Source organism: Snodgrassella sp. CFCC 13594 (assembly GCF_001590725.1).
Taxonomy (GTDB): Bacteria; Pseudomonadota; Gammaproteobacteria; order Burkholderiales; family Neisseriaceae; genus Snodgrassella.
The window spans coordinates 45,299-67,593 of the sequence record NZ_LQXR01000012.1 but is presented as its reverse complement, the minus strand read 5'-3'; the positions used below and the strand labels follow the sequence as shown (position 1 = coordinate 67,593).

General features: G+C 48.6%; 26 protein-coding genes. 18 read left to right on the top strand and 8 right to left on the bottom strand.

Features of this window, described 5'->3' with window-relative positions:
- Positions 1 to 23: 23 nt before the first annotated feature.
- Complete coding sequence (locus A2F46_RS13455; RefSeq protein ID WP_369796325.1) at positions 24 to 155, top strand: hypothetical protein; 132 nt, start codon at positions 24 to 26, stop codon at positions 153 to 155.
- A 49-nt stretch (positions 156 to 204) separates the two neighbouring features.
- On the opposite strand, the gene A2F46_RS12605 is transcribed toward A2F46_RS13455, so the two are convergent.
- Together A2F46_RS12605 and A2F46_RS12600 are read right to left on the bottom strand one after the other, a co-directional pair.
- Positions 205 to 693 (bottom strand): hypothetical protein, encoded by a 489-nt coding sequence (locus A2F46_RS12605; RefSeq protein WP_197457613.1) that lies wholly within the window; start codon positions 691 to 693, stop codon positions 205 to 207.
- Positions 678 to 1,067: an MBL fold metallo-hydrolase gene (locus A2F46_RS12600; RefSeq protein WP_197457612.1), complete on the bottom strand. Its 390-nt coding sequence runs from the start codon at positions 1,065 to 1,067 to the stop codon at positions 678 to 680. Before A2F46_RS12600 ends, A2F46_RS12605 begins: the two co-directional genes overlap by 16 nt.
- A gap of 177 nt (positions 1,068 to 1,244) precedes the next feature.
- Here A2F46_RS12600 and A2F46_RS08220 point away from each other — a divergent pair, with 177 nt between their 5' ends.
- A complete protein-coding gene (locus tag A2F46_RS08220; RefSeq protein ID WP_066569099.1) occupies positions 1,245 to 1,658 on the top strand; it encodes a helix-turn-helix domain-containing protein in 414 nt (137 codons plus the stop codon).
- Between the two features lie 98 nt (positions 1,659 to 1,756).
- Here the strand turns inward: A2F46_RS08220 and hslO are convergent, their stop codons facing one another.
- Positions 1,757 to 2,668, bottom strand: a complete 912-nt coding sequence (gene hslO / locus A2F46_RS08215; protein ID WP_066569097.1) for an Hsp33 family molecular chaperone HslO — start codon at positions 2,666 to 2,668, stop codon at positions 1,757 to 1,759.
- A 182-nt stretch (positions 2,669 to 2,850) separates the two neighbouring features.
- On the opposite strand from hslO, the gene A2F46_RS08210 reads away from it, so the two are divergent.
- The 8 genes from A2F46_RS08210 to A2F46_RS08175 all read left to right on the top strand — a co-directional run bounded on the left by A2F46_RS08210 (position 2,851) and on the right by A2F46_RS08175 (position 10,293).
- Positions 2,851 to 3,561, top strand: a complete 711-nt coding sequence (locus A2F46_RS08210) for a Bax inhibitor-1/YccA family protein (protein ID WP_066569094.1) — start codon at positions 2,851 to 2,853, stop codon at positions 3,559 to 3,561.
- A gap of 110 nt (positions 3,562 to 3,671) precedes the next feature.
- Positions 3,672 to 4,514 (top strand): class II glutamine amidotransferase, encoded by an 843-nt coding sequence (locus tag A2F46_RS08205; protein ID WP_066569090.1) that lies wholly within the window; start codon positions 3,672 to 3,674, stop codon positions 4,512 to 4,514.
- 442 nt (positions 4,515 to 4,956) lie between these two features.
- Positions 4,957 to 5,460, top strand: a complete 504-nt coding sequence (locus A2F46_RS08200) for a DUF3465 domain-containing protein (protein ID WP_082783636.1) — start codon at positions 4,957 to 4,959, stop codon at positions 5,458 to 5,460.
- Positions 5,461 to 5,493: 33 nt separating this feature from the next.
- A complete protein-coding gene (locus tag A2F46_RS08195; protein WP_066569087.1) occupies positions 5,494 to 6,084 on the top strand; it encodes a LemA family protein in 591 nt (196 codons plus the stop codon).
- Positions 6,085 to 6,090: 6 nt separating this feature from the next.
- Positions 6,091 to 8,187 (top strand): M48 family metallopeptidase, encoded by a 2,097-nt coding sequence (locus tag A2F46_RS08190; RefSeq protein ID WP_066569084.1) that lies wholly within the window; start codon positions 6,091 to 6,093, stop codon positions 8,185 to 8,187.
- A 234-nt stretch (positions 8,188 to 8,421) separates the two neighbouring features.
- Positions 8,422 to 8,967 (top strand): DUF924 family protein, encoded by a 546-nt coding sequence (locus tag A2F46_RS08185; protein ID WP_066569082.1) that lies wholly within the window; start codon positions 8,422 to 8,424, stop codon positions 8,965 to 8,967.
- A gap of 104 nt (positions 8,968 to 9,071) precedes the next feature.
- A complete protein-coding gene (locus tag A2F46_RS08180) occupies positions 9,072 to 9,647 on the top strand; it encodes a YceI family protein (protein WP_066569080.1) in 576 nt (191 codons plus the stop codon).
- A gap of 97 nt (positions 9,648 to 9,744) precedes the next feature.
- Positions 9,745 to 10,293 carry an NADPH-dependent FMN reductase gene (locus A2F46_RS08175; RefSeq protein WP_066569079.1) on the top strand — a complete coding sequence of 183 codons (549 nt, stop codon included), beginning with the start codon at positions 9,745 to 9,747 and terminating at the stop codon, positions 10,291 to 10,293.
- Between the two features lie 290 nt (positions 10,294 to 10,583).
- Here A2F46_RS08175 and A2F46_RS08170 read toward each other — a convergent pair whose 3' ends face one another.
- Genes A2F46_RS08170 through A2F46_RS08150 form a run of 5 tightly spaced genes read right to left on the bottom strand, consistent with a single transcriptional unit; the run spans position 10,584 to position 13,405 of the window.
- The gene (locus tag A2F46_RS08170) at positions 10,584 to 11,360 is read right to left on the bottom strand and encodes a peptidyl-prolyl cis-trans isomerase (protein ID WP_066569076.1); all 777 of its coding nucleotides are present in this window, start codon (positions 11,358 to 11,360) and stop codon (positions 10,584 to 10,586) included.
- A gap of 20 nt (positions 11,361 to 11,380) precedes the next feature.
- Positions 11,381 to 12,247 carry a SurA N-terminal domain-containing protein gene (locus tag A2F46_RS08165; RefSeq protein ID WP_231867751.1) on the bottom strand — a complete coding sequence of 289 codons (867 nt, stop codon included), beginning with the start codon at positions 12,245 to 12,247 and terminating at the stop codon, positions 11,381 to 11,383.
- A 37-nt stretch (positions 12,248 to 12,284) separates the two neighbouring features.
- Complete coding sequence (locus A2F46_RS08160; RefSeq protein WP_066569072.1) at positions 12,285 to 12,566, bottom strand: BolA family transcriptional regulator; 282 nt, start codon at positions 12,564 to 12,566, stop codon at positions 12,285 to 12,287.
- Complete coding sequence (locus A2F46_RS08155) at positions 12,563 to 12,853, bottom strand: YciI family protein (protein ID WP_066569070.1); 291 nt, start codon at positions 12,851 to 12,853, stop codon at positions 12,563 to 12,565. Before A2F46_RS08155 ends, A2F46_RS08160 begins: the two co-directional genes overlap by 4 nt.
- Positions 12,854 to 12,859: 6 nt before the next feature.
- Positions 12,860 to 13,405, bottom strand: coding sequence for a septation protein A (locus A2F46_RS08150; RefSeq protein ID WP_066569067.1), 546 nt, complete (start codon positions 13,403 to 13,405; stop codon positions 12,860 to 12,862).
- 379 nt (positions 13,406 to 13,784) lie between these two features.
- Here A2F46_RS08150 and A2F46_RS08145 point away from each other — a divergent pair, with 379 nt between their 5' ends.
- The 8 genes from A2F46_RS08145 to A2F46_RS08110 all read left to right on the top strand — a co-directional run bounded on the left by A2F46_RS08145 (position 13,785) and on the right by A2F46_RS08110 (position 22,291).
- Positions 13,785 to 16,295: a FimV/HubP family polar landmark protein gene (locus A2F46_RS08145; protein WP_156471604.1), complete on the top strand. Its 2,511-nt coding sequence runs from the start codon at positions 13,785 to 13,787 to the stop codon at positions 16,293 to 16,295.
- 82 nt (positions 16,296 to 16,377) lie between these two features.
- Positions 16,378 to 16,593: a DUF1737 domain-containing protein gene (locus A2F46_RS08140; protein WP_066569059.1), complete on the top strand. Its 216-nt coding sequence runs from the start codon at positions 16,378 to 16,380 to the stop codon at positions 16,591 to 16,593.
- Positions 16,590 to 17,402 carry a tRNA pseudouridine(38-40) synthase TruA gene (truA, locus tag A2F46_RS08135; protein ID WP_066569056.1) on the top strand — a complete coding sequence of 271 codons (813 nt, stop codon included), beginning with the start codon at positions 16,590 to 16,592 and terminating at the stop codon, positions 17,400 to 17,402. The genes A2F46_RS08140 and truA overlap by 4 nt, the downstream gene beginning before the upstream one ends.
- A 426-nt stretch (positions 17,403 to 17,828) precedes the next feature.
- Positions 17,829 to 18,467, top strand: a complete 639-nt coding sequence (locus A2F46_RS08130) for a phosphoribosylanthranilate isomerase (RefSeq protein WP_066569051.1) — start codon at positions 17,829 to 17,831, stop codon at positions 18,465 to 18,467.
- A complete protein-coding gene (gene trpB, locus A2F46_RS08125; RefSeq protein ID WP_066569049.1) occupies positions 18,442 to 19,644 on the top strand; it encodes a tryptophan synthase subunit beta in 1,203 nt (400 codons plus the stop codon). The genes A2F46_RS08130 and trpB overlap by 26 nt, the downstream gene beginning before the upstream one ends.
- A gap of 16 nt (positions 19,645 to 19,660) precedes the next feature.
- On the top strand, positions 19,661 to 20,554 hold the full coding sequence (locus A2F46_RS08120) for a GIY-YIG nuclease family protein (protein WP_066569042.1): 894 nt from the start codon (positions 19,661 to 19,663) through the stop codon (positions 20,552 to 20,554).
- A 210-nt stretch (positions 20,555 to 20,764) separates the two neighbouring features.
- On the top strand, positions 20,765 to 21,943 hold the full coding sequence (locus A2F46_RS08115; RefSeq protein ID WP_066569040.1) for an MFS transporter: 1,179 nt from the start codon (positions 20,765 to 20,767) through the stop codon (positions 21,941 to 21,943).
- A 72-nt stretch (positions 21,944 to 22,015) separates the two neighbouring features.
- Positions 22,016 to 22,291, top strand: coding sequence for an ACT domain-containing protein (locus A2F46_RS08110; RefSeq protein WP_066569038.1), 276 nt, complete (start codon positions 22,016 to 22,018; stop codon positions 22,289 to 22,291).
- Positions 22,292 to 22,295 lie beyond the last annotated feature (4 nt).

Here is a 22,295-nt window from a genome sequence, read left to right as displayed (position 1 = left end):
GCCGAGGCCCATACTTGCTGGGCGTGCTGTATCGGGATGGCAAAGGTGTTGCGCAAAACTATGGCAAAGCACGTGCGTATTATGAGCAGGCGGCTAAGCAGGGCCATGCCATGGCCCGTGCGGCATTGCAAATAATGAATCGACAGGGATTGTAATGCCCGTTCAGGCAGCCTTTTGGATGCTAGTTGATGGTGAGTCAATCCATTATTGCCATTGCATTTCGCCGGTATTGACCTTGGCACTCATATCTAAAGAGGATTCGTCTGCAAGGTGGGGGTAACTTGCCTTCATGGTGGCAATCACTTCGCTGGATTTTTTATGAGTTCTTAAAGCGTCTTCAAAATCACGTAAATAGGCTGCACTAAAACGGATGGCCGCATCACCTTTCGGTTGTTCGCCCACGTAATGGCCTGGGATGACGGTTGTGGGATGCAGTTTTTCCATACCCAATAGGGTTTGGCGCCATTCTGCGCGTGCTGCCGACGTTTGTGTATCGGCTGTCCATAGATGGATACCTGAAGCAATGCCGACCCCGCCCAAGATGGTTTTGCTGCTCGGTACCCATAAATAAGCCGCATAGGATTGGGGTGCTTTGATTTCAATCTTGTGGCCATCTAAAGTAAGCTCAGTAGCATGGGTTGCCTTGGGGACGTACAGGGTTTGTGGTGCGCCTTCTTTCAGAATGGGGCCCAATATTTAAGCTTGGCATCTTTGGTTTGGGCAATGTGGGCGGCCACTTTCGGCGTAGCAATGACTTCGGCTTTGGGAAAGGCCTTTACCAAGGGTTCTAAACCAAAATAATAGTCGGGGTCACCCGTTGTGATGACGATGGTCTGAAGCTGTTTCCCACTTTTATGTACCCATTGCACCAGTTGTTGCGCATCTTGTGTGCTGAATTGGGCATCGACCAAAATGGCATTTTTATCACCACTGATTAAAGTAGCAGAAACAGGGAAGACACCCTTGCTCTGTGGATTATAGGTTTGGAATGTAAGGGGTTGGGCCACTGCGGCGGCGGTAACCCCAGCCATGCTGATGGCCAATAAGGATTTGGTGAAATTGTTCATGTTATGTTCCTGTGGATTGATTGAGCTGAAATGTCTGCCAGAGTATCGGCTGAATGTGCACCCCGACTCAGGTTTCTCATGGGAATAGATCATAGATGTTATACTTACATTTTGTAAGTACTTACTAAAAAGTAAGTATTAAATAAATTGGTTTTGCTGAAATTTGAGGAGTTGTTCATGAAGACACCCATAGACAATCAGGATAGAGGGCAGGTTTTATCTAAAGATTGTCCATCACGTTTGATTTTGCAGCATCTGACCAATCGCTGGGGTGTTCTGATTATGTTTTGTTTGAGCGACGGGACGCATCGTTTTAGTGCGCTTAGGCGCAGGATTCAAGGGATTAGCGAAAAAATGCTTACCCAATCATTGAAAGATTTGGAACAAGACGGTTTTGTATTGCGCACGGTATACCCTGAAATTCCACCTCATGTGGACTATCGCCTGTCCCCATTGGGCCGAGAAGCTGCTGCGAGAATTGTGGGGCTGGTATCGTGGATAGAAACCTCGTTGACGGATATCTTGGCTTCGCATCCGAATGAGGAGGATGGCAGGCGTGATGCCGTTGCTTATGATGCCCAAACGACCTAATCCATGTGATTATTTTTGATGTGAAAACAGGATGACGATTATTCATCTATGCTTAAGGCTGCCTGAAGCATTTCAGGCAGCCTCAATTCAATTATTAGTTAATGGTTCAATAGTGGTTGATGCAATTGGCGTGCGGTGTTGACGATGTCGCTGCCAAAAAGGCTGTTGATGTCCGTTTCGTCAAAGACGTAACGTTGATGGCAGAAATCACAATTGATTTCGATGCTGCCTTGTTCGGCCACGGCTTCGCCCACTTCTTTGCTGCCCAAAAGCAAGAGCATGTCGCTGACTTTACCGCGCGAGCAGGTGCAGGCAAATTCGATGTTTTGCGGTGAAAATACACGCGGTGGGGTTTCGTGAAACAAGCGGTAAAGGACTTGGGTTGCATCCAGATTCAGCAATTCTGTTGGCGTTAAGGTTTGCGCCAAAGTGGTCACATGGGTCCAGTCATGTTCACCTATGGCTTGTTCAGGCAGCCTTTGCAGCAATAGGCCTGCCGCGTGCTGTTCGTCTGCGGATAAGCTAATGAAGGTATCTAATTGTTCAGACCGGGCCATATACGCCGTGAGCATTTGTGCGATGCTGTTGCCTTCCAAGGCCACTATGCCTTGCCAAGACTCACCATTGGCCGGCTGCAGAGTGAGTACAAACATGCCGCCTTGGCCCAGGAGTTCAGTGAGAGAGGCATCGTCTGAGATGTTGGCCTGTTCGTCCCAGCGGGCAGTGGCGCGGCAAGTGTGGTTGGATGTGGCTTCAGCCACCAACATTTTAAGGGCACCTTGGCCTTGAATTTGGGCAATTAAATTGCCGTCGAATTTGAGGTTGCTGGCCAGCAAAACGGTGGCGGCCAAAAGCTCGCCCAAAGCAGACCGGATGGGGGTGGGATAGGTTTTGTGGTGTTCGATGTGTTGCCAGACATCGGATAATTGAATATGTAAGCCGCGCACCGGTGTGCCATCAAACACGAAACGGGTGAGGCTGTTACTTGATGTGGTGGTGGCAGGAGTCATAATGTTTCTCTCTTAATCGAATGACTGCCATATGGCCGCAAAAATGCCAAAATCAAGACAGTATGTAGGCATCGGTGGCGATTGTGGCTTTAGTGGTGCTCAAACAGGACAATCGGGTTTTCGTCAGAGGCAGAGACTGCTAATATTAAATACCTTATCAATCCATTACCAAAGGCTTTGTCATGCAAGACTTTCGTAGCCCCACCAATACACCTGCATCGGTACCCGAAGCGCGTTCTGGTGCCACTTTTTTCAATCAGGTGTATTTTTGGATGGCCGCTGGTTTGGTATTAACTGGGCTGATGGCGTGGTTTACGGTCAATAATAGCGCGGTGTTGGCTCAGGTGGTGCAATGGTATTTGCCGCTGGTCTTAGTCGAATTGGCGGTGGTGTTTGCGCTCTCAGGGCTGATCAATAAATTTTCGGGCGGCATGGCCACTGCGGTATTTTTGCTGTATTCCTTGCTCAATGGCTTGACCTTATCGGTCATTTTCATGATCTATACGCAAGAATCCATTGCTGCGGTATTCTTTATCGCTGCTGGCATGTATGCAGCGGCAGGTGTGTATGGTTATGTGAGTAAGCGTGATTTAACTGGGTTTGGTCAATTTTTATTTATGGGTCTCATCGGTATCGTGATTGCTATGGTGGTGAATCTCTTTTTGAAAAGCCCTGCGGTCACGTGGATGGTGTCGGTGTTGGGTGTATTTATCTTTACTGGGTTAACGGCTTATGACCACCAAAAATTGCGGCAAATGAGTTTGGCTTTGGCGGAACAACCGCAAGACGACCAGGCAGTACGCCGGTTAGTGGTTTTGGGGGCACTGACATTGTATTTGGATTTCATCAACCTCTTTTTGATGTTGTTGCGTTTATTTGGCAATCGGCGCTAAAAGTTTTCGGTTGTTGGGGTATGGTTATTTTCAGGCGGATTAAAGGCTGCCTGAAAGGAAAATAAGCCAAACAATATGTTTTGGCTTGGTTTGGACATGAAGGAAATGGCATGTGCCAGTTATTGGGCATGAATTGCAATACGCCCACCGATATTGTATTTTCGTTTGAGGGGTTTCGTTTGCGCGGTGGCCTCACCGATAGCCATGCTGATGGTTTTGGTATCGCTTTTTTTGAAGGCAAAGGCGTGCGTCTGCTGCATGATGATAAGCCCAGTGCCAGTTCGCCAGTAGCAGATTTGGTACAGCAATACCAAATTAAATCGAAGAATGTGATTTCGCACATTCGCAAAGCCACGCAAGGGCAGGTGTCTTTGGCCAATACACATCCATTTGTACGTGAGTTGTGGGGCGAGTATTGGGTGTTTGCCCACAATGGGCATTTGCGTGATTTTCATCCAGCCCCGGGTGCGTTTTATCGCCCAGTGGGCAGCACAGATTCAGAAACGGCATTTTGCTATATTCTGGAGCAACTGCGTCAACGCTTTGCAGAAAAACCTTCGCAACAGGATTTGTTTGCAGCAGTGGCGGACATGACCGCGCAAATACGCACGCATGGCTTGTTTAATTTTATGTTGTCTAACGGCGAGTGGTTGATGGCACATGCCAGCACCTTGTTGTTTTACATTATTCGGCAAGCGCCTTTTGGCGAGGCGCAATTGGTGGATGAGGACATGGCCATTGATTTTTCTGCGGTGACCACGCCCAAAGACCGTGTTGCGGTGATCGCTACATTGCCATTGACCAGCAATGAGCGCTGGCAACAGTTGGCGGTGAATGAATTGGTGCTGTTTCAGGATGGCACCATAGTGCAACGAGATCGTCCTGAGCCGCCAGTGTATATGAGTGAGGCCGATGGATTGGCAATTGCGCGTGCGGCGGGTGTGAGCATGTGATGGATTTTGGGGTGTACTTTAAGCAGTAAGCAGGCTGCCTGAAGGTTTTGGGCGGCCTTTATTTTAAATATCAGTAGGTTGCCAATTTGACCAGTTTGTGAGTTCAGAATCCAAATGGATGGACTGGGACTCCTAGTAAACATAAAAAGCCCTTGTGATGACCTAATCACAAGGGCTTTTTATATGGATATTCATCCATGCGACGAAGCAATTGCATCAAATAAGCACAATAAGTCGATTTTGGTTGGTTGCTGTTGGATACCAGATGCAAAGGCATCGGAATCGTGTTTTGAGCCGCTTCTCTGCTTTTATGGGTCAAATTTGCATGGGAGAATTGTGGCGCGGGGGATTTGCCGCTAGTATGTTTAAAAACGTTAAGATAATGTAGATGGTATTAGGTGACCAGGTTCAATTAGTGTTATTAAGGGCAAAAGGGGCATGAATGTCTTGGAAAAATGGTTTGGTTTTGCTGTTGGTTGCGGCCGCTGTATGGTGGTGGCAAGGAAGTGAGCAAGATGGCACCAAAAGTCAGGCCCAGCAGCAGGTAACTCAGGCTTTACGAGCTGCGAAAGAGAGCTTGTTACCCACCTCGGCAACAACAACGAGCCCATCGGGAAATAATGAGGTTGCTGAGGCGTATGCCCAGCAGCGCAGCGATGTGCCAGTTCGTGGCGAGGGTGAGGTGGTTAAGGTGTTGAAAGATGACAATGAAGGTGATCGGCATCAGCGTTTTATTTTGCGTTTGGCTGATGGGCAAACGATTTTGGTGGCACACAATATAGACTTGGCGCCCAAATTGACGGGTTTGCAGGCTGGCGATCAGGTATCGTTCCAAGGCGAATATGTGTATAACCCGCAAGGAGGGGTATTGCACTGGACGCATCATGATCCACAAGGGCGGCATGATGGCGGTTGGTTGCAATATCAGGGGCGTACTTATCAATAATCAATACCAGATGGAAAACACGAAAGGGATCATATGGGTTGGATGGTGGCAGTGATTATTTTGGTAGTAGTGGTGGGGGTACCGGTATGGGTATACAACGCATTGGTGCAAGCCAAAAACCAGTACCAAAATGCGTTTGCACAAATCGAGGTGCAGCTGAAACGGCGCTATGATTTGATTCCCAATTTGGTTGAGTCTGCCAAAGCTTATTTACAACATGAAAACCAAACTTTGGTGGCAGTTACACAAGCGCGTAATCAGGCTGTGTCGGCTTTGCAGGCGGCCCATCAGAGTCAAAATGCCAGTGCTTTGGCGGCGGTATCGGTAGGGGAAGCTCAGTTACAACAGGCGCTAAAAGGATTGCAAATACAATTGGAGGCGTACCCAGAGTTGCAGGCCAGTGCCAATTTACAGCAACTGAGTGAAGACATCAGCAGCACCGAAAACCGAGTGGCCTTTGCGCGACAGGCTTATAACGACGCGGTGTTGCATTACAACACCACGCGCCAATCGTTTCCTTATGTGCTGTTGGCGGGCTTCTTTGCCCACAATCAAGATGCGGCTTTGTTGCAGTTTGCCGATAGCGATGCCATTCAGGCAGCCCCTAAAATCAATTTACGTTAACCCACGATGGCCGCCACCGCTTTTTTTGAGCAACAGCGCCAAGCCAAGCGCCTAAGCCAGCATTTGCTGCTGGCTTATGTATTGGCCATGCTGACTATGGTGGTACTCACGACTTTGCTGCTGGTGAAATTAGTACCCTGGGGCTATGCCACAGCTGATCAAGCATGGCTTTGGCAGCGCAGTGCCGGTTTTTGGGGGTGGACTGCTTTTGGTGTGGCTACACTGGTATTAGGCGGCACCTTATATAAGCTGGCCAAGCTGAGTCGTGGAGGCCAAGTGGTAGCGGAAGAAATGGGTGCTCGTCGAATTTGGGCCAAGCAAGCAGATCGTGAAGAGCGGCGGTTATTGAACGTTGTCGAAGAAATGGCGATTGCTGCGGGATTGCCTCTGCCCAAAGTGTATTTATTGGAAGAAGGCGATATTAATGCCTTTGCGGCTGGGCTGCACCCGAAAGATGCGGTCATTGCCGTGACCCGAGGTGCATTGGATCAGCTCAGTCGCGATGAATTGCAAGCGGTGGTGGCACATGAGTTTAGCCATATTCTCAATGGGGATATGCGTTTAAATATGCATTTGAGCGCCTTTTTGCATGGTTTGATGTTGATTGGACTGTGTGGCCGTTGGTTATTGTGGTTGCCGAAGCGTGATGATGTCGATGATGGAGCGCGCCGACGTGTGTTGGTTTTGGGTTGGTATGGTGGCGTTTTGGGTGTGGCTTTGGCGCTATTGGGTGCGGTGGGAACCGTGCTGGCAGGTTGGCTTCAAGCAGGCGTGAGTCGGCAGCGCGAGTTCTTGGCCGATGCATCGGCTGTGCAATTCACTCGGCAGCAGGCTGGGCTGATAGCAGCCTTGACCAAAATCGCACAAGCGCCACAGTGCCCACCATGGCGGCGCTGGGCCACGCCAGAATATGCGCACTTTTATTTTGCCAGTACCAATGAACAGGATTGGTTTAGTTATTTGTCGGCCACTCATCCGCCGATTCGGGATCGTGTGGCCAGACTTGATGAGCGGGCCGCTCAAGATATGCATGAATTTGAACCAAAGCATATCCGTACAGTACAGGCTAGCGACCCTGGATGGCGTGGTTTTGGCCCGAGTTTTACGAAACCATTGCCACGCTACACTCGTGCCACACCATATTGGTTGCAGCCAATTCATGCTGATACTCAATTATCGTCGCTAACGGAGAAGGCTGAGCCCGCCTTAACGTTAGGCAGTCAACGGGTATTGGCTGATCTCAATACCCTTAATCCCACGCATCTGCTCCATGCCGCTTGGCTGCGGCAGCATTTACCAACTGCGGTGTATGCAGCCAGCCAAGAGCCAGAGGCGGCGGAATCATTAATGTGTGCGCTGCTGTTGTCAGAGGATGTATTCGTGCGACAGCAACAGTGCCAGTCTATTCAGGCAGCCCATTATGCTTTGGGCTTGCGTGTGACTCAATTGTGGCCCGTAGTGGCGACACTGCCTCGTTATGAAGTCATGCCAGTAGTGGATTTGTCACTGCCCGCACTGGCTGCCTTGCCGCGGCTGCGTTGGAAAAAGACACGGCGCTTGTTGCACCAATTGATAATTGCCGATAATCATGTCAGTGTGCATGAGTGGTGTGTTTGGTCTGTGTTGAATGCTCATTTACAACCAAGCAATACCGCGCCAGCAGTGAAATCTGGCGGATCGACTCAAACTGCCATGGCAGTCATCCTAGCGTGGACGATACGCCTTTCGCCATTGGACGATGGAGCTGCTGTGTACCAAAAAGCATGTGGCTCTTGGCGTGAAAATGAGGCAGGTTGGCCCAATTGGGCTGCGATGCAAACGACCGATATGGCTGAGTTACAGGCAGCCTGCCGCTTGCTGCAAGGGGTTGATGCTCAGACCAAAGCCTGGCTGTTGCAGGCTGTGTTGACGATTTTGCATGCAGAAGGAGGGCATCTAGATGTGACTAAGCGCGAGTGGATGCGGGCCTTATCGGCATGGTGGCAATACCCTATGCCGCCATTGTTGCCACAACGACCAACCAACATCAAGACTCAAGAGGGTACCGCAACCATTGGAGATGTTGACCATCATCTTGCAAGCTCTGGAGCCAAGCCTGAGTGATAAATTGTGCATGTGTCCGCATGGCCAATAGGGCTGCACAATATGGCTTAGGGTTGCACGCGTGTGGTCTTGGCACTTGGTGCCGGTAGAGTGCATAAAATACAAGATTGGCTCTGTAGAATTATGGATATTCAAGTGGGTGTTTCAGGTGTGAAGATGAATAGGTTATTAACGGGCAAATGCCTTGCGTATTGAACCAGTGGTGAGACCGATTTAATCGTGAAAAGAGGTTATATGGACCCCAAAGCCCATGCAGTACTGTCTTTTTGGTTTGACCCGGCCAATCGCGTGCATTGGTTTGAACAGGAGGATGGCTTCGATACTCGTCTTGCCCAGCGATTTGACTCTATTTGGCAAGCCGCAGTCGCTGGTGAATGTGCCCATTGGCGCGCAGAAATACGGGGCCGATTGGCGGAAATTCTGGTTTTAGATCAATTTTCACGTAATCTACAACGAGGACGAGCGCAAGCCTATGCGCAAGATGGTATGGCACTGGTGCTGGCGCAAGAAACCTTGCGTTTACCTGAATACCAGCAGTTACCGCCAACTGAGCAGAAATTTATCTTAATGCCATTTATGCACAGTGAATCACGCGTTATTCATACTCAAGCCGAAGCCTGGTTTGTACAATTGGGTGATGCCGCCACACTTGATTTTGAATGCCGGCACAAGGCCATTATCGATCGGTTTGGCCGCTATCCCCATCGCAACAAGATATTAGGACGCCAGTCCACCAGTGAAGAGCTGATTTTTTTACAGCAGCCTGATTCTTCGTTTTAAGAAATGATTCATTAACCATCAAGCATGTTCAATCGGTTTATTTTAAATTATGATTTGCAATCTATTTGCCTAAATCCACTCACATCCAAAAAAAGGAAATCATCATGAAGTTAGTGTCTTCTGTGGTTGCGATCACCGCATTATTTGCAACGCTGCCAGCGGTTGCTGCTGAATACAAAATCGACCCCATGCACACCGATGCTCGTTTTACTGTTGATCATTGGGGCACCTCAAGCAATGTAGGCGGGTTTTATGACATTAATGGCACGGTGAAATTTGATGCCAAAGCGAAAACTGGGTTTGTCGATGTGCGTATTCCAGTTAAAAATATCAATACTGGCCGCAGCGCTTTTAATGAACACCTGCAAGGGGCCGAGTTTTTTAATGTAGCCAAATACCCCAGTATTCGTTTTGTGTCTGATGCTTGGCGTTTTAATGCGCAAGGTAAAGTGGCCGAAGTGGCTGGACAGTTAACCCTGCTGGGCCAAACCCATCCAGTTACCCTCAAGGCCAGTAAATTCAATTGCTACAACAGCCCTATGCTGAAAGCAGAAGTGTGTGGCGGTGATTTTGAAGCGACTATAGATCGCACGCAATGGGGTATGTCGCAGTATGTAAATTACATGCCGGCCAGTCGTTATGTGAAGTTGAATATTCAAATTGAAGCCGTGAAACAATAAAAGACATCTCTTTAACCTAGGCTGCCTGAATATCGTTGTGATAAAAACGTGTTTCAGGCAGCCTTTGATGATTCTACACTGGTTGAAAGGATATATTATGGACCACCAAGTTCGTCATCTGGCCCTTGTCATCGGTAGCTTACGTGAAGGATCTTATAACCGCAAAGTGGCTGAATACATACGCAGCATTGCTCCTGACGCTTGGCAAATCAGTGAGATTGAAATCGCAGATTTGCCGTTGTATAGCCAAGATTATGATGGACAGCCGATTGAATGCTACGAGCGCGTGCGCAGTCAGATAGCGGCGGCAGATGGCATCCTGTTTGTAACCCCAGAACATAACCGCAGTATCCCCGCTGCTTTAAAAAATCTATTGGACATTGCTTCGCGCCCTGCCGGCCGTAGTGTGTGGGCAGGTAAAAAAGCCGCTGTGCTGACTGCATCCATAGGGGGATACGGCGGCATTAATTCAGGGCTACATTTGCGCCAGATTTTACAGATGCTGGGTGTGACGGTATTGGTGCAGCCCGAAGCCTATTTAGCTCGGATTCAAAGTGCCTTGGATGAGCAGGGTGTCCTTGTCGAGAGCAGGACACAACACTTATTACAGCAATGGGTTGCTGCTGTGGATCAGTGGTTGAGTTGAGTGTGGTAAGGATAATATATTTGAGTGTGCAAGCCGCCATGGATACAGTCTGTGATAGCGGCGTTTGCATGCAGGATCGGTTGAGATTCGGTTGTACTCGGCTGCTGGCCATAGCATAGCAGATATGATGTAGCCTGGGTCTTCGGTTGATACTTTATCCCAATGTATCTTAGGGTCTGATCGGAGTCACAATGAAGGGGTCGATATGGATATGTCCGCGATCAGCCTTAGAATATGATTAAGAAAAAACGACGCCGTGGCGTCGTTTTTTGTCACCAGCAAATCAAGGCTTATTGAGCTGGAGTTGCTGCAGGATTGATGCCGCGTTCTTGCAATAATTGCTGGATGGTTGCCTGAACTTTTTGGTTTTTGGCTTGATCCACCAGTTGCGCTTTCATTTGTTCAAATGAAGGGGCGCCTTCCGCATGGCGGCTGCCTGCCAATTTCATCAGAAACGATTGACCGTTAAAGGTCACTACATTGCCAGTGATTTGGCCCACGTTCATGATGCTGACCACTTGCGCGACCGAAGCAGGCAATGCCTGGGGATTGGTCCACATTTGCGTTTCGGCTTTGGGGTCTTGCTGTTTCATTAAGGCTTCAAAGCTCAAGCCTTTTTTGAGTTTTTCCAAGCCTTGCTCAGCTGCTTCTTTGGAGGCAAAAGGAATCACCAGTAAATTGATTTCACTGGTAGTGGCTTCATATTGCTTGCGCAGATCAGCATCATTGACTTCAATCTGTGACTTCAGGTAATTCACATATTGGCTGGCATAAAACTGGGATTGCAAATTTTGCCAAGCTGCTTGCGTTTCCGGTTGTTTGTCTAAGCCTGCCTTTATGGCTTCTTCTTTTAATACATCCGCTGTTTGTAAATCCTGAGTAACTTGTTGAGTCAATTGTGCTTTATTCGGCATCGTCATGCCAGGCTGTGCCTGAGATTGCATTTGCGCTTGAATCTGCTTGAGTGCGGCATCCAAGCGCGCACTGTCGATTTTAGGCGCATCAGCAAAAGCCAAACCAGTGGCGATGATGGTTAAGCCAGCCAGCCAGCTTGCACGTTTATTCATGGTGCATTATTCCTTATCAATTATTTAATGGTGGCTTGTTGGTATAGCTGTGCAATGGCTGCCTGAACGCGTGCTTCTTGCAGTCGCTGCACGATGGCCGGTTCTACTTCTTTAAAGGCAGGGATTTTAACGTTGCGTTTATCGTTGATGTAGAACACCGCAAAAATATTGTTATTACCTTGCAGCGGGGCAGTGGTGAACTGGCCCTTTTTCAGGTCTTTTACTGCCTCATATACCGGCGCTGCGCCTTCTTGCAAATCTTTTAAGGAAACATAAGTTTTGGGAATGCCACCAGCTTCTTTGCCTGCTGGGTCAATGGTATATTGACGTGCCACCGCAGAAAAATTCTTTTTCGCTTTCAGATCAGCTACGGCTTTGTTGGCACTGTCTGCATCGCGCGTCACAATTTCACCCAATTGAACTTCTTGAGTGCCTTGATAATATTTTTTCATTTCGGCATATGAGGAGTCAGACTCAGCCTTAGTCACCGGATTGCTGCCCAATACCGCAGCCAGAAAGGCTTGAGTCAGCAAATTGTCTTGAAATGTAGCCCAGTCTTGTTTGAATCCTGGTTTCTTATCATCACCCAAACGCTTGGCTTCAGCTTCAGCTTGTTTCAATGCATTTTGGTATTGAGGACTTTGGTCTAATTTTAATCGTTTGGCCTCCTGAATCATCAGCGTGCGCGTTACCAAACGTTTGGTAATGCTGTCGCGTAGTTGCGGAGAGTCTTGTAACTGGTTTTGGCTTTCTTTAATCAGCAAAGATACTTGAGCGTCAACATCTTTGCTGTCAATCTTGGTACCATTAACAGTGGCAACCGTTTGCGCCAGAGCAGAACCGGCCAAGCTGGCTATAATGGCGGCAGCGATGAGGTGTTTTTTCATAATTCAATCCTTTTTTCTGATGGATGCTATTCTAATCTTATTGGGCAGATTTGTGGTTAAATTCATCTGGCGTCAGCGCCTGAATACTGAGCGCATGGATGCGTTGTGCGAATAAATCGTGCAAAAGGTTTTTGATTAATCGCTGACGATCCAGCCGAGTTGCTTGTTGAAATGCCGTACTGACAATCAGCAGGCGAAAATGACCACCGCCTTGCTGGTTGCCCGCATGGCCTGCATGTAGGTGGCTGTCGTCTATGATTTCCAATTTTTGCGGGCTTAGTGCCTGTAAACGTTGACGGATATCTTCGATTACGGTCATGCGGGCAAGACTTTTTTAAAAGGCCGAATCAGAATTTCTTCGTAGACGCCTGCATCCACATAAGGGTCTTGTTGCGCCCAGGCTTCGGCTTCATCTAAAGAATCGAAATCGGCAATCACCAGGCTGCCTGAAAAATGAGTTGGGTCTTCGGGCAATGGGTTGGGGCCGGCTATTACTAGTCTACCTTGATCCGCTAGGGCTTGTAATCGGGCCAAATGTTTAGGCCGAGCAGCCATGCGTGCTTCATGGGTATTGTCGGCATCGGTGGCCATCAACATAAACAGCATTTTGAGTTAATCCTTTGTCTGTTGTTCCGATTCCATATATCGGCTTAAATAAAAAGTTTGCGCAATCACAAACGCAATCAAGAGTCCTGTACTACCAAAGAGTTTGTAGCTGACCCATTGCGTTTGGGTGAAATGATAAGCCACCCACAAATTTAAGACACCTAAAAATATGAGAAACACAGCCCACGCAGCAGTGAGATTGCGCCAAACCGAATCGGGCACTACCACCTCTTTGCCGATGGTGGACTTGAGTATGTTTTTACCCATTAACTGGGCCACCACCAATGCCATGGCCATGAGCCAAAATAACACAGTGGGTTTCCACATGATGAAATGAGCATCTTTAAAAACAATGGTGGCACCACCAAAAATAACAATAAGTAATAGGCTAACCCATTGCATAGTCTGTAATTTTTTGTATTTAAACCAACACCAAGCTGCCTGAATGATGCCTGCAATCACGGCAACTGAAGTGGCCAAAATAATGTTTTTGCTGATCATATAAGTGGCGAAAAACAGCACCACCACGAGAAATTCGAAAGCAGCTTTCATATGAAGTTAAGGTATCCGAAGTTGAAGGTCATCAATGCGTTTGCGCAGTATCTAGGCAAGGAAAACGGCGGAGGGCCCATGTGCAGCAAGCCAACATCATACCGTGTTGGTTTTGTTTTTGCACACAATCGCCATTAGGAGGTATAGCAGAGCGGGCTAAGTATCGTATCTGGGTTGTGTTAGAAAAAGACAGTATTTTGGGCATGAGACGAATATTCCAAGGGATTAAACTTGGCATAATCGCCATGAAAAAGCTATGATACCGCGTGTTTCATACAATAATTCATTTTGCCTGCGGTTTTAACCCATTTTTAACAGCCTGATTGTTTTGTTTACACAGGTTGGATCGCATGCTTTTAAACTGGGTGGGAGCAACGTTTTGAATAACAGACATCAGCTGAAAATTATTGCCATTTCTTTGTGTACTATGCTGGCCGGCTCTGCTTGGGGTGCATTGGGCGGTTTGCAAGTGAAATCGGCACTGGGTGAACCTTTTTCTGGCACAATTGTGGTCAGCGGAGATGAAGCCAAAGTCTTGCTGAAACAGGGAAAGCCCAATATCAGTGGCGCATCGTTGCAAGCCCAAGTGGTAGCGCAAGGCGATGGTGCAGTGATCCGCCTCCATTCCAGCCAACCCATTCGTGATCCTTTACTAACATTTAATGTTTCAGTTGGCCATCAAGGTCGGCAATACACGGCATTACTTGATCCTCCAAGCTATCAGTCTGATCGCGTTGCCTCGCATGCCAATGTGACAAGACCCACCCAAAAGCACCCAGCTAAACCTGCTGAATCGCGTAAAAAAACAGGCGGACCGGCTCAAACTGCGAAAAAAAATACGGCACCAACGCAAAGCGCCACACCTATTGGCAAGCGTTACCGTGTTGAGAATAATGAATATTTAATTGATGTGGCGCGAAAAATACAGCCGCATGGCTTGAGCCTAGCTCAAACCATGCGGGCTTTAATCAATGCCAATCCACATGCTTTCCGTAATGGCAACCCCGATCTGATGTACCGCAATGCTATTCTGGATATCCCCAGCGCTGAACGTTTGCGTGAATTGGCAAAAGGAGCCTCAAGTGTACGCCCCGCCGCTAAAACATCAGTTGAGCCTGTAGCCAAGGGGACCGCGGCGCCTAATCCAGATATCAATGCTGCTGCATCTGCAGCGGATGCAACCAGTGTGCCTACTGCAGCCTCAGCCACTGTGTCTGCGTCTGTGCCCACTGCATCAGCGGCGTCTGTTGCGCCGAAGCCAGCCGCTAAAGCAACACCACAGCCAATGCCATTGCCTGTAGAAGAAACCGGGCTATTTGATGGGTGGTTGCAATGGGCTTTATTGGGTGGGTTGGGTATTTTGTTGTTGCTGGCATTGTTGCTGTATCGACACAAGCGTCAGCAAGGCGACGGCGTCGATGCGAATGAACCTGAACCCATCGAGCCAGAATCACCATCATCTTCAGCGGATGACCATCTGGATGATGAGGATGTGGTGTTTATGGATGTGGATGGGAAAGAAAGTGCTGTACCTGAGATACCCAATCCAGCAGCGCCTGCATCCCTATTAAAGCCCTCTGTGGTAGCAGCAACAACTGCTGCCGTGGTTGCTGACCGCGCTTCGGCTGCGGAAGTGCCTGCAACCAATCAGCCCAAGATGGAAACGGCAGAAGCAAATCGCGACGATTGGGACTGGCTGAATGATGATGCAACTAAAGAAATTGAACAAAGCCCATTGACTGCAACTGCAGTGCAAACACCTTCGCCGACAACTGCCGCCGAAAATGCGATAGGCGCATCTTCTGCAGCGAGTGATGAAGAGTGGTTGAAATTTGATGTATTGGATGAAGTGCCGGAGGTAAGCACTCAGCCGCAATCTATGTCACCAGCGCCGACTACGGCAGCCACTCCAGCTGGCCAGCATGCAGCAGATGAAGACTTGGCGGATATGGATTGGCTCACACAAGATGCAGAGATGGATGCAACTTCTCCACTTCCGACTGTTGTACCGACAGAAATTCCAGACGTAACGTCCTCGGTGAATGTTGAAGACAAAGCGGATGATGGCGTGTTGGAATGGTCTGTTACCGATGCAGACGCCGATGTTGCCGCAACGACGCGCATTATTGATGCACCAGTTGTGCCCGCGGCCAAACCCACCGCTGCTGAAGCACCTGCCATCAGCGTAGTTACAGATCATCAGCATGATTTGGCAGAAACATTCACGGCGCCAGCTTCTGCTGATGATGCGCCAGATGACCAACCGCTGGAGCGAGAAGATTCACCATTAGTCAATGCACTGCAGCCCCAGCATCAACAAGCATTCGCCGCGACTGGCGATGCTTTGGTGGCGGATGACATTGATTGGGGTGCGCTGGGCTTGGTGGATGAAACCACTGAGTCAGAAGCTGTTATCCAGAATGCAAAAGGAGCTGTGCAGGAGACAGAAGAACATGGCACGCATGAAGGTTTGAATGCGACTTCATTGTCATTATCATCCGATGATCATCCTAGCCAGCAGCCTAGTGACGTGGATTTCAATGCTGATTTGGAGATGACGGGAATCACCACTGCCCCTGCGTTGGATGTTGCGGGCGTTGAAGGTATGGCAGATGAGCATGTTGAGCCTGCTGCCGCCACCCCAGATCAAACGTCAGTCATTGTTCCTCCCAATGTTGCAAACGAAGCAGAAACACAGCCTGCTGCAGTGGTAAATGACGAGGCAGTGAATTTAACTGTCCCGATGGAGGCCAAGCTGGAACTGGCCAAAATGTATTTGGAAATTGACGATGCGGCGACGGCGCGCAAAACCTTGCATGAATTGGTGGATGAAGCCAATGGTGAGGTATTGGCGGAAGCGCAAAGCCTGTTGCAGCAACTGGGTGGTTAGCCTTAAGCTTGCTCACGCCCGCATAATGCGGGCGTTTTTTGTTATGATGTTGCCTGAAAGATTGTAGTTTGCAGGATATGCCATGATTGATAGACCACCAGCAGGGTTGCCGCGATATCGGTTGCTGACGGGCTCGGATGACGCCGCATTTTGTCATCGCGTAAGCGATGCCTTGACTCAAGGCTATGTGTTGTATGGTTCGCCATCAATAACTTATGACCCCAATCGCAAAACCGTGATTGCGGCTCAGGCAATCATTTGGCCGACAGACACTACATCAGCAGAAATCACTTCATGAGTGTGTCGACTACTCAACGGTGGGCATTAACCTTGGCTTATGATGGTGCTGCTTTTCATGGCTGGCAAAAGCAGCCTGGCGGCTTGGATACGATTCAGACCGTTCTGGAAACCGCACTAAGTACAATTGCCGACGAACCCATCGCGGTTACGGTAGCGGGCCGTACCGATGCGGGCGTGCATGCCACCGCTCAGGTGGTACATTTTGACACATGTGTTCGGCGCAGTGCTCAGACATGGGTGCGTGGCGGTAATGCCACCATGGACAAGAATGTGCGTATTCTGGCTGCGCAGCCAATGGCTGCCCATTTCCATGCTCGCTTTGATGCTTTTGGCCGGCATTATCGCTACCTATTGACATCCAGCAGCGTGCGTATGCCGCAGTTGCTCGGCAAAATGGGTTGGACGCACTGGCCTTTGGCGATAGTGCCCATGCGTGAAGCTGCGGCTTTATTGGTGGGTGAACATGATTTTTCTAGCTTTCGCTCATCAGAGTGTCAAGCTAAATCACCCGTAAAAACCCTGTATGACATGCGTCTTTCAGGCAGCCCTGAGTTGATGGCCATTGACTTGCACGGCAGCGCTTTTGTGCACAATATGGTACGCAATATTGTGGGGGCGCTGGTGTATGTGGGCGCCGGTAAAATGACTGTGGCTCAATTTGCTGATTTATTGGCGGCCAAAAGTCGTCGTGTTGCACCGCCCACGATGATGGCCGATGGTTTGTATTTAACGGGCGTGGATTATCCGCCCGAATTCAATTTGCCCACGCCGCAGTTACCAGTTTGGCTGTGGCCCAATTTGGTATAAGGCGCCTATGAAAGCAAGATGAATATGATGAATTCCGTGATGCCGGCGTGATCATCATGGATGCCCACGACTTTGAGGGATGCTCAGCTAAAACTGGCATGCGCACGGCCGATAATTCGAGATACATTAAGATACAATGGCATTGTTTTGACACAGATTTACCATTGGGATTTGATTAAAACCATGCCACATGTGGATTTTAATTTAAGCCACCTTCCGGCAGCCATTGAAGCAGCGCTCTGATACTGGGCTCACATGAAATGATAGAGGGTTATTGCATGGTGATTATGGATGATGCGGGCATGCTCATTGAGTGTATTCAAACTGATTTAAGTGGCGAATCATTGTGGGCGCGCGCCTATTGCGACGAAGGCTCTTGTACCGATATAAAGGTTAGGCCGCACAGCCGAAGCAGGAGCAAATAGGATGAGTGTGATTCGTTGCAAAGTATGTGGCATGACTCGGCCTGAAGATGCGCTGTTGGCGGCTGATTTGGGCGCCGATGCCATCGGGGTGATTTTTTATTCAGGCAGCAAACGTTATGTGAGCCCAGCGCAGGCAGAGCGCGTAGTGCGTGCGTTGCCGCCTTTTGTGACGGCGGTGGGTTTGATGGTGAATATGGCTGCCGATGAAATTGGCGCTATTTTGCAGCAAGTGCCTTTGGATGTATTGCAGTTTCATGGTGATGAGTCGCCGGCGTTTTGTCGCCAGTTTGGCCGCCCATATATTAAAGCGGTGCGTGTTGGTGCTCGCGAACACATTCAGGCAGCTGCTGATGCGTATGCCGATGCTCGGGCTTTGCTGTTTGATGCTGCCGTGGCAGGTCAATATGGCGGTACAGGTCAAACCTTTGATTGGCAGATGCTACCTGAACACTTAAATAGCCCGTGGATATTGTCTGGCGGGCTGAATCCAGACAACATTACCCAAGCCATTGTGCAAACCCGCGCCATGGCAGTAGACATCGCCAGCGGCGTAGAATCGTCGCCCGGCATTAAAGATGCGGCCAAAATGGCCGCGCTGATGGAAGGAATCAAACGTGCAGAATTACAATTACCCCAATGAACTGGGTTTTTTTGGCGACCATGGTGGCTTGTATGTGTCGGAAACGTTGATTGCAGCACTCACTGAATTGAAGCAGGCTTATGCTGAAGCCAAAGCCGATCCCAGCTTCTGGGCACAATACCACAGTGACCTGAAATATTATGTGGGTCGGCCTAGCCCTGTATATCACGCTGAGCGACTTAGTCGCTATTTGGGTGGCGCTCAGATTTATTTAAAGCGTGAAGACCTCAACCACAGTGGTGCTCATAAAATCAACAACACCATAGGCCAAGCGTTGTTGGCCAAACGCATGGGCAAAAAGCGGGTGATTGCTGAAACGGGGGCTGGCCAGCATGGTGTGGCCTCGGCCACGGTGGCGGCGCGCTTTGGCATGGATTGTACTGTGTACATGGGAACGGAAGACATTCAACGTCAAGCACCCAATGTTTATCGGATGAAACTGTTGGGCGCACAAGTGGTGGGTGTGGATTCTGGTTCTAAAACCCTCAAAGATGCGATGAATGAAGCCATGCGTGAATGGGTTGCACGGGTGGATGATACCTTCTACATCATCGGCACCGCCGCAGGCCCTATGCCTTATCCGGCCATGGTGCGCGATTTCCAGTGTGTGATTGGCAATGAAGCCAAAATTCAAATGCCTGAGTTGATCGGCCGGCAACCGGATGTGGCCGTGGCCTGCGTGGGCGGGGGCTCTAATGCCATCGGTTTATTTTATCCTTACATCAATGAAATGAGCACGCGCTTAGTGGGCGTGGAAGCAGGTGGACATGGCTTGAATGGGCATGAACATGCGGCGCCAATTACTTCAGGCAGCCCTATGGGGGTATTGCATGGGTTTCGCAGTTATTTGATGCAAGATGAGCATGGACAGGTGTCCAGTACGCATTCAGTATCTGCTGGTTTGGATTATCCGGGCGTCGGCCCCGAACACAGTTTCTTGCACGATATTGGCCGCGTTGACTACACCGCTGTAGGCGATGAGGCCGCTTTGGAAGCCTTTCATTTGCTCTGTCACCAAGAGGGTATTATTCCTGCTTTGGAATCCAGCCATGCTGTGGCGTGGGCTGTAGCAAATGCGCCCAAAATGGGCAAGGACGAAGTGATTTTGGTAAACCTATCTGGGCGTGGCGACAAAGACATCAATACTGTGGCCAAGCTGGATGGGATTACGTTGTAAATGAGGACACGCTTTAATGGAAACGGTTACGCGTACAACCATAAAAATCTTTCTATTATATGGGGATCCGAAAAAATTAAGGATAGGTGAGATTTCCAACTGGACGGGAAAAGCGGTTGCTGGTCCAAGGGTTGATATTGAGCAAATTCTGCAGCGTCCTGAGGCTGAGGGTAGTGGTGTTTATATCCTGACAGGTACTGATCCAGACTCAGGATCGACTGCGGCGTACATTGGAGAAGCTGAATCGATTAAGGTACGTCTGAAACAGCATGTATCAAAAGAATTTTGGAATCATGCGGTTTTTTTTGTGAGTAAAGATGAGAATTTGACAAAAGCGCACATCCGTTACTTAGAAAGTCAGATGATTGTTATGGCCCGGACTGCTGGGCGAATGAAATTAATGAATGTTGTAGAGAGCAGCGCGAAGTTACCAGAATCCGATATTGCGGATATGGCATTTTTCATCGAAAAAATGAAGCAATTGCTGCCTCCATTGGGGATGGATTTATTTGTTCCTATTCATCCTTCTGTATCAGAGGCTAGTCAAGCCAATAAATCAAATAACATTGAAAATGAGATTTTTGGGGGCTCATACAGAAAGCTGAAAGCAGAAGCTAAAATTACTGCTAATGGGGTAGTTGTCTTGAAAGGCTCACAAGCAGCGATTCAAGAGCGAAATTCAGCAAGAGATGAGCAACATTGGGTTAAAAAACTGAGAGCTGGGTTAATTCAATCGGGTGTTTTAGCTTCAACAGGCGAGAGTTATCTTTTTACTGAGGATTATGAATTTTCAAGCCCAAGTGCGGCTGCTGCCGTTATCGTTGGGGGCAATCAAAATGGACGTGAGTTCTGGAAAAATTCTGATTTTGTCACATTAAAAGCACTAGAAGAGCAGGAAATTAACGATTAAAAAATTTCTTTTGCTTTACTTGGATATCTAATTTAGTTTAATAAGAATGGTTTATGAATACATTTCATTGCAAGACAACGCAAAATAAATATTTGAATAAAATGTAAATTATTTAATTATTTGCTATTTTTACGAAAAAGATAAAAACGAACTTCAATACTATTTATTGTTTTCAGGCAGCCTGAATCATTATATTTTAATTGGACACAGATGAGTTTAAATAAGCAGTTGGTTTTCTTGATGGCCTTGGCCACCGGTTTGGCGGTGGCCAGTAATTATTATGTCCATCCATTGATTGCGGTTGTCGGGCATGATTTTGGCGTGCCAGCGGATGAAACCGGGCTGTTTGTGACGCTTACCCAGTTTGCCTATGCCTTGGGGCTGATTTTTTTGGTGCCACTGGGTGATTTATTGGACAACAAGAAACTGATTGTGCGCTTGTATGGATTGGTGGGTATCGGCTCTGGCTTGACTGCGGTCGCGCCCAATGTGTGGCTATTTAGTCTGGGACTATTGCTGGTCGGGGGCTTTTGTACCGTGGCTCAGGTATTGGTGCCTTTGGCGGCGAGTTTGGCCAAACCGGGACAGCAAGGGCGTGTGGTCGGCACCATCATGAGTGGACTATTGCTGGGCATTTTGCTTTCGCGCACGGTTTCTGGTTTTGTGGCACAGTGGTTTGGTTGGCGCGCCGTTTATGTATTGGGTGCGGTATTGCTGCTGTTGGTGGCTGCTGCCTTGCACAAATACTTGCCTCAAGCCAGCCGACCTCGCAGTGGATTAAGTTATGGTCAAACGCTCAAATCGGTGTGGTCATTGACTTGGGGTAAAACACTATTGCGTCAGCGAGGGATTTTGGGTGCTTTGGATTTCAGCTTATTTGCCATTTTGTGGACATCGCTGACTTTATTGCTGACCCATGAACCTTATCATTATCGCTTGGGTACCATTGGTTTGTTTGGTTTGTTGGGTGCATTAGGGGTGTTTGGTGCTTCTATGGCTGGACGCTTGGCGGATAAAGGACAAGCACGGTTGGTGACCATTGGTGGGTGTGTGTTGTTTGTGGTCGCATGGCTATTGTTGTATTTGGGTGGCACGCAGCTTTGGCCTTTGATGGTGGGCATTGTGTTGTTGGATTTTGCTGTGCAAGCGGTACACATCACTAACCAAAGCCTGATTTACCGCACTGATCCCGCGCTCAAAGGCCGCATTACCTCAGGATACATGAGCTTGTATTTTATCGGCGGGGTATTGGGTTCGCTGGCCTCTGCAGCCGTGTATGCTCAATTTGCTTGGGTGGGCGTGGCGGCGTTGGGTTTGGCCGTGTCTGTGTTGATGTTGGTATGTGCGCTGATGTTCAAAGCCAACCCAGATGGCATGCAGGCTGCTTGAAGCTTGTATTGAACACATAAAATTATTGATTGAGGTTGCTTTCAGGCAGCCTGCTTGAAAGGAAAAAGTATTATGTCGGATCATTCAGTGTTAACCGTGATTGGGAAAGACCGCATTGGTATTGTGGCAGAAGTGGCCACCTTGCTTGCGGAGTACCACATTAATATTCTCAACATCAGCCAGCAGCTGATGGAGGATTTTTTTACCATGATTATTTTGGTGGACACAGAAGCCTGCAGCATATCGCGTGCGGAAATGTTGACTATTTTGGCCGAAGAGGGCAAGAAAAGGGCTCTGGATATGCGCTTGCAAGATGAGGCATTGTTTCAAGCCATGTACCGTATTTAGGAGC